The sequence below is a fragment of the Bacteroidota bacterium genome, assembly GCA_019637975.1.
Taxonomy (GTDB): domain Bacteria; phylum Bacteroidota; class Ignavibacteria; order UBA10030; family UBA6906; genus CAADGV01.
In genome coordinates, this window is the sequence record JAHBUR010000030.1 from 38,840 (window position 1) to 50,600 (window position 11,761).

Below are 11,761 nucleotides of genomic sequence, written 5' to 3' on the forward strand. Positions count from 1 at the left end.
TGAACGACCGGTGCGGCATTGGACCCCGCTCAGCGCAAGTTGGGCGGGGTTTTATGTTCATATCGGCGGTTTCTTGCGCCCCTCTGGGGCTTGCCTCACTGTATGGTTGTGTCTATCCCACATCTTCGCAGTGGGTTCAAGTCTCACGTCCCTACGGGACTCCCTTGTCTCGGGGCACCCTGCCCGCTCAAGCCACGGAGTGCCAAATAGACTCTAACCCGCGATGTAGTCGTGGGCACCGCACAAATGCCTCGAACTCGTGCCTCTGCAGCGCGGAGAGGTCAAAGAAAACTCCTGACATCTCATGCCATCCAGCCACGAAGTGGCGAGCAGATTGCAACCCACGACGTAGTCGTGGGACCTGCATCACCATGACACAGATGAGCCTCGGAGAGACGATCGAGCCAACCGCAACTTCTACCTCTCATAGCCACCCAGCCACGAAGTAGCGAGCAGACTACAACCCACGACGTAGTCGTGGGAACTGCATCACCATGACGCGGATGAGCCTCGGAGAGGCGATCGAGCCAACCGCAACTTCTACCTCTCATAGCCATCCAGCCACGGAGTGGCGAGCAGACTACAACCCACGACGTAGTCGTGGGAACTGCATCACCATGACACAGATGAGCCTCGGAGAGGCGAAAGAACCAATCGCAAACCCCTGATCTCGCATAGCCATCCAGCCACGGAGTGGTGAGCAGATTCCAACCCACGACACAAGTCGTGGGGAACTGCGTAACCACCACACGCATGAGCCTCGGAGAGGCGAAAGAAGCGAGGCTAATCCCAAATGTATCTTTCATCGTACTCGATCCCGTGCTTCTTCAGCAGGCCTACGTACTCCTCCTGAAACGTTTTCCTGCGATGATGTTCTTCCTGGTTGGCGATGTAGTTCTTCACGACTTCAAGATTCGACTTGCTGACACTGAACGCCCCATACCCTGTCTGCCATGCAAAGTTCTTTTGTTGAGGGAACTGCTTGTGTACCCATCCCGATGAGTTCGCTTTCACATCCCGCATGATATCGGACAATGCCCGCTTCGCAGGAAGGAAAGCAAGGACATGCACATGGTCCGCCACGCCGTTGATAAGCAGAGCACTCCCCTCAAGCTCCCGAAAGATACCGCCTATGTACGGGAAGAGGCGCTCCCGCAGATCGGATGTCATAACCGGTTGGCGATGCTTTGTGCTGAACACGATGTGGGTGAGAAGTTGGACGTACGTGTGGGCCATGATGTCCTCCGTAGCTCTGGTTCTTGCGCCCCTCTCGGGGCTGTGATAGGTTTTCGCTTTGGTCTTCCCACAGCTTTTCGCTGTGGGTTATGATCTTTCGGCCCTCCGGGCCTTGTGTTACCCTTGGATCCGGCTCTTTGATCAATCCAGCCACGAAGTGGCGAGCAGACTGCAACCCACGACGCAAGTCGCGGGACCCCCCCATCTTCAGCGTATGAGCCTCGGAGAGGCGACAGAACCGATCGCCAACTACCAAACCTCTTATGGCCAACCAGCCACGGAGTGGCGGACAGATTCCAACCCACGACACAAGTCGTGGGGAACGCATCACCACCACATGCGTGAGCCTCGGAGAGGCGACAGAACCGATCGCCAACTACCGACCACTTATGGCCAACCAGCCACGGAGTGGCGAGCAGACTGCAACCCACGACGTAAGTCGTGGGGAACGCATCACCACCACATGCGTGAGCCTCGGAGAGGCGAAAGAAGTTGAGACATCACGTTCGCTTCCAAGCTCACAACTCCGCAATCCTCTTCAAAAACTCATCCTTCCTCCTCGTTGAAACCTCCACTTCGGAGTTGTCCGTCATCGTTATGTAGCCGCCGGAGCCTTTGTTGTACTTCTTGATGTGGGAGAGGTTGATGAGGTGGGAGTTGTGTACGCGGAAAAAGTTGTAGTCGGTGAGAAGCTCCTCGAACTCCTTCAGTGTCTTTGCCACTGTGAGTTTCTGCCTTCCCTTCACGTAGATGTTCGTGTAGTTCACGTCCGACTCGCAGCGGATGATGTCGCTGACCTGAAGGAATTCCAGTCCGCTGATCGTCGGCACGCTGATCTTCTTCGATGCGCCTTCGAGCGTCCTCAAATTGTGAAACAAAACGTCTAACTTCTGCGCCGTCTCCTCCTTCGACATTCTTGCTTTGAGTTTCTCCACCGCATGCACAAGGTCGTCGGGGTCTACCGGTTTCAGCAGGTAGTCTGCCGCGCTGAACTTGATTGCCTGCATGGCATATTTTTCATACGCCGTCGTAAAGACGACTTCGAATGTCACATCCTTCAGCCGGCGAAGCAGATCGAAGCCCGTTTCTTCACCAATCTGAACATCAAGAAACACGAGTCCGGGTTGCGCATCCTGTATCAGCCGGATGCCCCTCTCGACCGAGTCGGCGGAGCCTGTAAGCCGGATCGTGTCAGCGCAATGCGATTCCAGCAGTCCGCTTAAGCGGCTGATGCAGGATTGTTCGTCGTCGATTATGATTGCGGGTATCATGAGAGCCTTCCGGAAAACGATTTAGCCACAGAGGCACGGAGGCACTGGGATTTCAAGAACATGCTAACTTCTCCTCCGCCGATTTCAATCAGCCACGGCAAGCGGCAGCTTCACCTCAACCCTCGTCCCTTCTGCCAAATCGGATAGTTCCACGGTTGCATCCGCTTGCTTGATCTGATTCAGAATATCAATGCGTGCCTTCGTGATTTTGATGCCGTACGACTGCTTTTTGTCCCCTTCAGGAACGAGAGACTGTCCCTTTCTACCTACCCCGTTATCCTCAACGATGCAGTTGATTGATCCGTTCTGCCGTTCGATTCTCACCTTGATTCTTCCGCTGCCATCCTTGTGCGCGATACCGTGCCAGATGCTGTTCTCCACAAAGGGCTGAAGCAGCAGCGGCGGAACCAGCGTTGCCTCCTTGTCAATCGAGCCGTCAACGTGTACTTCATAGACGAACTTATTGTTCAGCCGCATCGCCTCCAATTGCATGTAAAGCTCGAGAGCTTTCAAGTCGTCGGCGAGGGGCACTTCCTTCTTCTCCGAATGCTCAAGAATCAATCTCATGAGTTTGGCAAATTTCGTCAGATAGTAATCCGCCGATTTGATGTCGTGCTTTGAGATGAAATCACTGATTGAGTTGAGGGAATTGAAGATGAAATGCGGGTTCATCTGCGAGCGGAGGGCTTTCATTTCGGTTTCCGTTACCTGCATTCTGAATTCCGCCTCTTTTCTCCGTTGGTCGGCTTCGGTTCTTTTCTTGTAGAAAAGGAAGCTCGATACGCCGGCAATCAGTAGAATCGCTACTCCCCCCATAATCGAGTTGTTCTGAATGCGTTGCTGCTTGAGTTTCTCGAATGCCAGTTCTTCTCTCTTGTTGTGTTCGGCTTTGAGCAAGGCTTCCCGTTTCTCGAACTCGTATTGGGCAGCCTTGACTTCTATCTGGGATCGGCTCCTTTCGCTTGCAACGCTGTCCCGCAACTCGACTGCCTTCTTGAATGCGGTCAGCGCTTTGGAGAATTCACCCTGAGCTTCGTACGCAATGCTCAGTTCCTCCCACGCAAAAGACTCCCTGTGCACAGATCCAATCTCAGCCGAGAGTTGAGCGGAACGCTGTTGAAATGCAATCGCTTTTGTGTATCGCATAGATGCCGGTATCCCGCGTTCTACCAAAAAACCTTCCGGCGCCATCCGGTAGGTTTTACCGATCTCATACAACGTTACAGCCTGCGCACTCCTGTCGCCCAGTTCCTCGTACAATTTTAGTGATTTCTCGAGATATTCGAGAGCCTTCGTGTAGTTCCCTATCCCGTTGTAGATAACACCGATACTGTTGAGGTTGTTCGCTACTCCCTTTTTGCTGTTCAGGGACCGGTTCAACAGCAGAGCCCGATGGTGGTATTCAAGGGCTTGCGTTGTGCTATCAAGGTCGTCGTACACGTTGCCGATGTTGCCGAGGGCATTCACAATACCGCGGGAGTTGCCGGTTCCTTCATATAGCGGCAGCGCCTTCAGCAGAAACTCCAGCGCTTTGCGCGAGTCTCCCATGTTCTTGTACACCAGGCCGATGTTCGAGAGAACATTTGCAAGTCGATTGCTTCCTGTTCTTTCGTAAATGTGCATTGCTTTGAGATAATATTCCAAGGCGTTTGCATAATCGGACAAGCCGAGGTACACCACTCCGATGTTATTGAAAGTATCACCGGTTCCGTCTTCATCACCTGCGGTTTCATACTCGTGAAGCGCCATCGAATACATATCAAGCGCTTTGGTGTACTCAGCAACCGACCAGTAGTTTATTCCTTTACAGCGATAGGCGTAGCCGAGTTTAGCCGGAGATGAGAGTTGCTGGGCGAGAGAAATTGCAGCGTCGGCCAGAATCAATCCCGAATCGGGATTTGAATAGGGATAGTGCATGTAAGCAAGCTCGGAAAGAAGATTGAGCTTGATCGTGTCTTCGTGGGGATGGTTGCGGAGCGAGGTCAACAATGAATCCAGCCGGGTTTGCTGTGCAAAGCCCAGTTGCGTACAGATGCAGGCGAGGACGAATATTCTTCTCACAGAACCCTCCTTGGAAGAACAGTGACAAATCCCCCAAAAGACACACGTCAAAGCACGAACACCGCACCGCGAATATCAGCCGGTTGCGGACGAATAATCAGTCAAACCCATCATCCAATGGACGGTGGTAGTAATCCCCTTCAGATCAATATATATTAGCCTCCGACAAAACGCCACCCACAACCCCAATAGGAGGCAGTATGAACAACAAATTCCTCGATTTCTATAAGCCCTTCCTCGAATACATTGATTCGGGAAAACTCTTCCGGACGCCGTTCGGCTGGCTGTACGCAGTAATGGCCGGGTTTAACTTGCTGGTGCCGCTGGTGATTCTCTACATTGCCATCGACAACCGCCTGTTCAGCATGGGTGGGGCGTTCTTCTTTGCATTTCTGATTCTGTGGGTCGTGATTGCCGCAGCGAGTTGGCTGGGCAGCCAAATTTGGTGGAATCGGCGGCAGGCATTAGCCTCGCAAACCAGCCCGGATCCTGATTTTGTTGCCACTCCCGTGTATGCCCACTTTGTGCAGACCGCCGGCGAATGGTGCGGCAGTTGGATCGCCATTGTCGGCGCCGGAGCAGGACTTGTTAGTGGTATTTTCCTGCGTGACGGCGGATTGGGCTACATGTTGCCGATTCCCTTCCTCTCGACCGGCGGATTCATGTCCGTTGCGCTCATGCCTATTGTCGGATTCCTCATTATCGTCGTCACGCGTGTTGTTGCCGAGCAGATTAGAGCCTTGGTGGCAATCGCAATCAATACAAAACAGATGAAATCCGCAACTTAATTCTCATTTGGACTTTGCATATGACTAGAAATCACCCTTCGCATCATCTTCTTGTTGTGTTCACGCTTGCCTTCATGACCTTTGCAGTCTGCGGATGCGACCCGGACCTGACGGGGACGTACACTTCACAGGGAGGGCTGGTCCACCAAACACTCACGTTCAAGCCGGGAGGAAAACTGGAAGTGCGTGCATTGGACTTGACACAAGAAGGTGAATACGAGAGAGAAGGAAAGAAGGTCAGAATACGAGTCGGGGGCAGCACGACAATTCTGACCATTGGCGAGAACGGATGTCTCGATGCCGGAACAATGATTGGCAAGTTCTGCAAAGACTGAGTTGCACGTTTCAACAAATCCCCAACAATCAAAGGATAAGTAGATGAAGAAGGTATACGGAGAATGTGCGGTTCTGCTTGCATTCCTTCTGCTGCCGCAAGCGGGGTTGAGTCAATGGCTTCAAGCCAACGGTCCCTACGGCGGCTTCACTACCACGATCGGCACAAATCCCAATGCCCCGGGCGGACCAACGGTGTTCGTCGGAACGTTGGGAGGGGGCAACTTCCGCTCCACAAACAACGGCGCAAGCTGGATTGCTTCAAGCGAGGGATTGACCTTCGCAGGAACCTACTTCGGAGCAACGGCATTTGCGGCCAAAGGTGCCAACATGTTTGCCGGAACGAGTGGTGGAGTGTTTGTTACTACAAATAACGGCGCAAGCTGGACGAGCCTCACCACAACGGGAGTCCTCTCGCTTCTTGTGAGCGGAAATGACATCTATTCCGGATCTTCGAGTGGCGCCTTCCGCTCGACGGACGACGGAGTTTCATGGAACCCGATTAATACCGGACTGACTACCTCGCGGGTCAATGCTCTTGCGGTCATCGGATCCAATCTCTTTGCCGGAACGCAGGGAGGCGGCGTTTTTATCTCCACGAACAGCGGAGCGAATTGGTCGCCCGCCATCTCGGGTCTCACAAACCTCACGGTAAACTCCCTCGCAGTCAACGGGACAACCCTCTTCGCAGGAACCCTGAGCGGCATATTTCGCTCAACCAACAATGGAACAAACTGGACCAGTGTAACCGCAAACCAAACAAGCGCCCTCATCGTTAATGGTACAAATATTTACGCGGGAGGAGTTGGTGTTTGGGTTTCCACCGACAATGGCGGAAGTTGGACTTCGGTAAGTACAGGCCTCAACAACCTTGTCTTCTGTCTTGCCGCGAACGGATCCACGCTCTTTGCCGGAACTGCCTCCTTTTTCGCCGGGGTGTTCGTTTCCACAAATGGCGGCGCCTCATGGAGCGAGGCAAACAACGGCATTGTTTCGACGTATGTCCGCTCCTTCGCGACAAAGTCGAACGGCGTCGGAGGTTTTGATCTCTTTGCAGGGACGAATGAAAATGGCGTGTACCGGTCCACCGACAACGGTAACAGCTGGGTACCGAAGAACACGGGCATGACAAATACCGGCATCGCGGCCCTTGGGGCAAAAGGGACAATTCTTTTCGCCGGAGGGTTTTTAGGTGTGGATCGCTCGACAAACAACGGCGATAGCTGGTCACCTGCGAACAGCGGACTTCCATCTGGTACCACCATGCAGACGTTTGCCGTACTTGGCTCGGATGTTTTTGTGGGGTCGTCCGCGGGGGTTCACCGCTCGACAAACGACGGTGGAAACTGGACACTCATGAACAACGGGCTGGGATCAAACGCGGCGCAGGTTCTTGCCGTGTCCGGTTCGAATATCTATGCTGCCGGAAACGGTATGTACGTCTCGACGAACAGCGGCGGCTTATGGACGTCCATTGGTACCGGAATCACGAGCACAAGTATAAGGGCGATAGCATTCATTGGAACAGACATCTTCGTCGGAACCCAGGGCGGCATCTTCCGCTCGACAAACAATGGAGGAATTTGGACAACCGCGAACACAGGCCTGAACAGCACAAATGTCCAGTCACTGGCTTCATTCGGAACGAACCTGATCGCCGGTGCGGGATTTGGATTGTACCTCTCGACAAATAGCGGCGCTAACTGGACTCCCATCAACACGGGGCTGCCAAGTTTTCTTGGACTTATTTTCCCCACGTTCTACACACTCGCCGCAGTACCGACCGGCAGCGGCACAACACTCTTTGCCGGGTCGTTCCAACTTGGCCTCTGGCGACGGCCTGCCTCACAGATTACAAGTGTGGAGCTTGCTTCTTCCGGGCGACCCGGGCGATTCAGCCTCTCGCAAAATTATCCGAACCCGTTTAACCCAACAACAACGATTGAATTTCAGATTGAAGAGGAAGGGTTTGTGTCGCTTCGAGTGTTTGATGTGTTGGGAAGAGAAGTGAATATTCTCGTGAACGAACATCTGAAACCGGGAACCTACAAATCGGAGTTCAACGCCGATGGCCTTGCCGGCGGCATGTACTTCTACAGGCTGGAGTCGCGGGGTTTAGCGCAGACAAGGAAACTGATTCTACAAAAATAGCGAGATGCAGAGAATCACCTTCATGTTTTCCTTGCATGTCATCGAAAAAACAATAATTTGCAACTTAATCCACGCAACAAAAACTCATACACATTTATGGAGACTGCTGCCATGAAAAACTCCCTGTTCTTTCTCATAGCGCTCGCAATATTGCTCACCACAACCGCGTCTGCAAAAAGCGCCTACGACCAGAATGCCAAGATCGCCCAGTTCGGCATTGGTATCGGCGGTTTGGGTGGATTCTACGGAACGTCAAGCATTCCCGTTCTTTCCCTCGGCATGGATTTCGGAATTGATCACATGTTCTCCGTCGGAGGACGGGTGGGCTACACGTCCTCAAAGTTTGAAAGCCCGATTTTTATTTCCGGAACTCGAACATCATACAGTTGGAAGTATACCTACATCACTGTTGCAGGGCGGGGCTCGTATCATTATCCCATCCAACACGACAAAGTGGATGTGTACGGGGGATTGGACCTTGGTTACAACATCGTCTCGGCCAAATATGAAGGTGACCCGACAAGACAAGCGTTTGTAGGCGCAGCCTCCAGCAGTTATCTCTTTTGGGGGATTCACATCGGCGGCAGGTACTTCTTTTCGAAGAACTTTGCAGCGTTTGGCGAAATCGGTTACGGGTTCGGGTTTCTGAATCTTGGCATATCGATGAAATTTTAAACAGTAGGCTGAATTGTCGCGTGCGATTGCGCCAAGTCACATCCGATGAACATGTTTTCAGCAATCTTCTTGTGGATACAAAATCGCCTTAGCCTCATCGGGTCCGCGGTGAGCAACATCATATCCACAAGTCACTAACTCAAAAAACTAATCAAAAAGGGGGTACGATCTATGACTCGTCGTCTTTTGTTTGTTGCTCTCACTGTTCTGCTTGTGATGGGGGCGTTCATTACCGGATGCAAGAAGGATGATCCGGCCAATCCCGATGCCACATATCCTGTCACTGCACTTGTCTTGAATCCGCAGGGAGACCCGCAGGGTGGCGCCTTGCTGACATTGAAGAATCCGCCGTCCAATGACCCGAAGTTCTCGTCATTCACAGACGCCGCAGGTATGGCAACAATCCAGTCGCCTGCAGGACAGCAGGTTCTCATTGCCTCAATCGGGTCGGCGTTTCTCACGGAAATTCCCGTGAATGTTGCGGCAAATCCTGCGGGAACAAATGCAGGCACAATCCGGCTTGCCCAGAACACCACTGTCAGGGTTCTTGTTATTAAGGCAAGCGCCGAACAATTGGAAACTGTTCTTCGCATCGTTGGATTCAGTTCGTACGATTCCACAACGATTAATGCAATGCGCGATTCCGCCAATGTGGATTCGACCCGATTCCTCAACTTCTTGAAGCAATACACGCTGATCTTCTCGAATTGTCATGGCGGCACAGAGGGAGGCTCCGCCTATGCGTTGCTGTCCAGAGTGTACGGCAGATATATTGAGAGCGGAGGAAAGATGTACGGTGGCCATTACAACTATTTTCACTTGCAGAGAATATGGTCAACATTCTACACGCAATTCAACAACCAAGGAAGCCCGTCAACTGATACGCTGAAGATCATTGACGCCAATTTGTCGAATTTCGTCGGTTTCTCGGTAGCAAGCTGGGCAACTTCCCTCGATTCACGACGCCTGTCGGGGTATGAAAAATTCTCCAACCTTCCGACCAACGCAAAAGTGTATGGCGTGATCAAGAATACTTCTCCCGAGGTTGGCGTTATCGTCGAGAATTATGTGGGCACGGGCAAGTACTTGTGGACTGACTATCACAACCAAGATATCAGAAATTCCGCCACTCTTGTGAAACTTGTCCAGTACTTCCTGTTGACGATGTAGTGGAGATCTTGACCACTAAACAAAAAGCCGGCCTTCAGGTCGGCTTTTCTGTTTGCAATCAGTTCTTGTTCAATCAGACCGGTTTGAACCGTTCGAACGATTGCCTGCAATTGTCGCAATAGAAGATTTGCTTGCAGAGTGTCGCCCCGAAAGGGCTGTCGAGATGAGTGTGTGTCGAGTTACAGAACGGGCACGCCACAGGTAACTGCAGTACGGCAACAAGTTCGCCTTCATTCTTCGGAGGAGGGGCAATGCCGAATGCCCGTAACTTCTCCTTCACTTCAGGCTCCAGCATATCTGTTGACCAAGGAGGCGTGAAGGTCGTTTCTATCGAAACATTCTCGCAACCGAGAGTCGTAAGTGCCGACCGGATTTCGTCCTTCATGTGTTCCAAAGCCGGGCATCCGACGAACGTCGGTGAAATCACGACTTTCACTCCGTCTTCTGACAGCGTCACGCTGCGGATGACTTTCATCTCAATGAGTGAAAGAACGGGTATCTCCGGATCGGTGATTTTGCCGAGTTCCTGCCAAATTGTAGTCTGATCAATCATCGCCTTTTCCATCACCACTTTGCTCCCGGCGCAATCCGATACACGGCCTGAAGATCTTCGACCAACTGCTGCAAGTGCTCCGTGTGTTTCTTCTTTCTCCCGCCAAAATCAGGCCGCGCCTGAACGGCATACGTGCCGTCCTGTTCTTGTGCCGGAACAACAAGCGTGGCTCCAACGAGAACCGGAACGACGCGTTTCAGCCACTCGTCCTGCAATTCACTGTTCCCGGATACAACTCCGGCATTTGCCAACTCATCCTCCCCTTCGAATTCCTCAAACAATCCGAGCGCTTGCGGAAAAGCAGCATTCACCGCTGCTTGCATTCGCCGATGGCTTTCTTCGGTAGCATCACCGAGACGTTCAATCAATCCTTGGGTGTGCATGAGATGGTAAGCTTCTTCGCGCAAGATTTTTGCCGAAGCTTCTCTCATCGGCAGGTAGGCGGAACGGGCAAGCGAGAGCAGCCGGGCTTGTTCAGCTTCATCAAACAAATACTGCCGGACTACTGTGTACGCAAAATCGCCCTTCGGGTAGGTAACGAACCTGCAACAGGTGTAGTCATTCCAAGATCGTTCAAACGCCATTGCATCGGGAGACTTTCCGCCAAGTTGCTCGTACAGCGTGAACCAGACCAGCGAATGTCCCAGTTCATCCTGCGCAATGTTCGAGAATGCGATGTCCTCTTCAAGGAGAGGGCCGTAGCCGGTCCACTCGGAATCGCGGTGACCAAGCATCAACTCATCATCAGCGAGAGCGAGCAGAAACGTCTTCAAGGCCTCGCGGGGAAATCCGGTCGAGGAATCGTTCACCCGGGTGTCTCCTCTTTCAGTGGCGCATCAAAGTCTTTGGGATCCCTGTAGGATTTGTCAAGAGTGATGTTAAAGAACCGCTCGTCCTGATAGTCGGTTGCAGTAACATGCTTGGAATTCACAACCCACAAACTGACACACGGAAGCCGGCGGGCAAACTGGTCGCGGGCATATTGAAGAGCAACCTGCGGGTCAGGCGCATGCACGGAACCGACATGAATGTGCGGGTCTCCCTTCTTCTTCTGATGAAACACTTCGTAGGTATCGAATTGAGTGTCGCTCATGCGGCGGCTTCCTTCCGTTGCTGCTTTGCCGCCAATGCTTCACGCACCCATTTCCCGTCTTCATGCGCTTTACGCCGGACTGCAAGCCGCTCTTTATTCATCGGGCCGTCACCGTTGACAACGCGCTTCAACTCTTCCCAATCCGGTTGCGAGTAATGCCAGTGACCGTTCTTTTCATCATAGTAGCAGTCCTCATCAGGAACGGTAAGCCCGAGTGCCCGAATCTGCGGAACGATCAAGTCCACATACTCTTGACGCACTTGCTCATTGGTTTTCGTCTTGATTCTCCACTTCATCGACTGGGCCGTGTGTGCCGAAAGATTATCCGGCGGGCCGGACATCATGAGCGTCGGGTACCACCAGCGATCGATAGCCTGCTGCACCATTGCTTTCTGTTCGGGCGTCCCTTTCGCAAGCGTTGCGACTAAAT

The 11,761-nt window shown here is 52.6% G+C and carries 12 protein-coding genes; 5 read left to right on the plus strand and 7 right to left on the minus strand.

Translation table 11 applies throughout. The features are described from left to right. Positions 1 to 783 precede the first annotated feature (783 nt). From tnpA to KF749_14780, 3 genes are all read right to left on the minus strand, one after another. Positions 784 to 1,236 (minus strand): IS200/IS605 family transposase, encoded by a 453-nt coding sequence (tnpA, locus tag KF749_14770; GenBank protein MBX2992412.1) that lies wholly within the window; start codon positions 1,234 to 1,236, stop codon positions 784 to 786. A 518-nt stretch (positions 1,237 to 1,754) separates the two neighbouring features. After that, the gene (locus KF749_14775; GenBank protein MBX2992413.1) at positions 1,755 to 2,507 is read right to left on the minus strand and encodes a response regulator transcription factor; all 753 of its coding nucleotides are present in this window, start codon (positions 2,505 to 2,507) and stop codon (positions 1,755 to 1,757) included. 84 nt (positions 2,508 to 2,591) lie between these two features. Next, positions 2,592 to 4,568 carry a tetratricopeptide repeat protein gene (locus KF749_14780; protein ID MBX2992414.1) on the minus strand — a complete coding sequence of 659 codons (1,977 nt, stop codon included), beginning with the start codon at positions 4,566 to 4,568 and terminating at the stop codon, positions 2,592 to 2,594. A 200-nt stretch (positions 4,569 to 4,768) separates the two neighbouring features. On the opposite strand from KF749_14780, the gene KF749_14785 reads away from it, so the two are divergent. The 5 genes from KF749_14785 to KF749_14805 all read left to right on the plus strand — a co-directional run bounded on the left by KF749_14785 (position 4,769) and on the right by KF749_14805 (position 9,685). After that, on the plus strand, positions 4,769 to 5,356 hold the full coding sequence (locus KF749_14785; GenBank protein MBX2992415.1) for a hypothetical protein: 588 nt from the start codon (positions 4,769 to 4,771) through the stop codon (positions 5,354 to 5,356). Between the two features lie 20 nt (positions 5,357 to 5,376). Further along, the gene (locus KF749_14790; protein MBX2992416.1) at positions 5,377 to 5,691 is read left to right on the plus strand and encodes a hypothetical protein; all 315 of its coding nucleotides are present in this window, start codon (positions 5,377 to 5,379) and stop codon (positions 5,689 to 5,691) included. Positions 5,692 to 5,734: 43 nt separating this feature from the next. After that, positions 5,735 to 7,840 carry a T9SS type A sorting domain-containing protein gene (locus KF749_14795; protein MBX2992417.1) on the plus strand — a complete coding sequence of 702 codons (2,106 nt, stop codon included), beginning with the start codon at positions 5,735 to 5,737 and terminating at the stop codon, positions 7,838 to 7,840. Positions 7,841 to 7,951: 111 nt separating this feature from the next. Beyond that, positions 7,952 to 8,515, plus strand: coding sequence for an outer membrane beta-barrel protein (locus KF749_14800; protein ID MBX2992418.1), 564 nt, complete (start codon positions 7,952 to 7,954; stop codon positions 8,513 to 8,515). A 171-nt stretch (positions 8,516 to 8,686) separates the two neighbouring features. After that, positions 8,687 to 9,685 (plus strand): hypothetical protein, encoded by a 999-nt coding sequence (locus KF749_14805; protein MBX2992419.1) that lies wholly within the window; start codon positions 8,687 to 8,689, stop codon positions 9,683 to 9,685. Between the two features lie 73 nt (positions 9,686 to 9,758). Here the strand turns inward: KF749_14805 and paaJ are convergent, their stop codons facing one another. The 4 genes from paaJ to KF749_14825 form a co-directional block, all read right to left on the minus strand. Then, on the minus strand, positions 9,759 to 10,238 hold the full coding sequence (gene paaJ, locus KF749_14810; protein ID MBX2992420.1) for a phenylacetate-CoA oxygenase subunit PaaJ: 480 nt from the start codon (positions 10,236 to 10,238) through the stop codon (positions 9,759 to 9,761). Between the two features lie 11 nt (positions 10,239 to 10,249). After that, a complete protein-coding gene (gene paaC / locus KF749_14815) occupies positions 10,250 to 11,047 on the minus strand; it encodes a phenylacetate-CoA oxygenase subunit PaaC (GenBank protein MBX2992421.1) in 798 nt (265 codons plus the stop codon). Next, the gene (gene paaB, locus KF749_14820) at positions 11,044 to 11,331 is read right to left on the minus strand and encodes a 1,2-phenylacetyl-CoA epoxidase subunit B (protein ID MBX2992422.1); all 288 of its coding nucleotides are present in this window, start codon (positions 11,329 to 11,331) and stop codon (positions 11,044 to 11,046) included. Before paaB ends, paaC begins: the two co-directional genes overlap by 4 nt. Further along, a partial coding sequence (locus KF749_14825) for a phenylacetate-CoA oxygenase subunit PaaI (GenBank protein ID MBX2992423.1) occupies positions 11,328 to 11,761 on the minus strand: 434 nt, incomplete at its 5' end. The genes KF749_14825 and paaB, both read right to left, overlap by 4 nt.

Excerpts from the sequence above, each read along its gene's own strand:
- KF749_14795 (MBX2992417.1), top strand. The coding sequence starts at position 5,735 with ATGAAGAAGGTATACGGAGAATGTGCGGTTCTGCTTGCATTCCTTCTG.
- KF749_14805 (MBX2992419.1), top strand. The coding sequence starts at position 8,687 with ATGACTCGTCGTCTTTTGTTTGTTGCTCTCACTGTTCTGCTTGTGATG.
- KF749_14790 (MBX2992416.1), top strand. The coding sequence starts at position 5,377 with ATGACTAGAAATCACCCTTCGCATCATCTTCTTGTTGTGTTCACGCTT.
- KF749_14800 (MBX2992418.1), top strand. The coding sequence starts at position 7,952 with ATGAAAAACTCCCTGTTCTTTCTCATAGCGCTCGCAATATTGCTCACC.
- paaJ (MBX2992420.1), bottom strand. The coding sequence starts at position 10,238 with ATGATTGATCAGACTACAATTTGGCAGGAACTCGGCAAAATCACCGAT.
- tnpA (MBX2992412.1), bottom strand. The coding sequence starts at position 1,236 with ATGGCCCACACGTACGTCCAACTTCTCACCCACATCGTGTTCAGCACA.
- paaB (MBX2992422.1), bottom strand. The coding sequence starts at position 11,331 with ATGAGCGACACTCAATTCGATACCTACGAAGTGTTTCATCAGAAGAAG.
- KF749_14775 (MBX2992413.1), bottom strand. The coding sequence starts at position 2,507 with ATGATACCCGCAATCATAATCGACGACGAACAATCCTGCATCAGCCGC.
- KF749_14785 (MBX2992415.1), top strand. The coding sequence starts at position 4,769 with ATGAACAACAAATTCCTCGATTTCTATAAGCCCTTCCTCGAATACATT.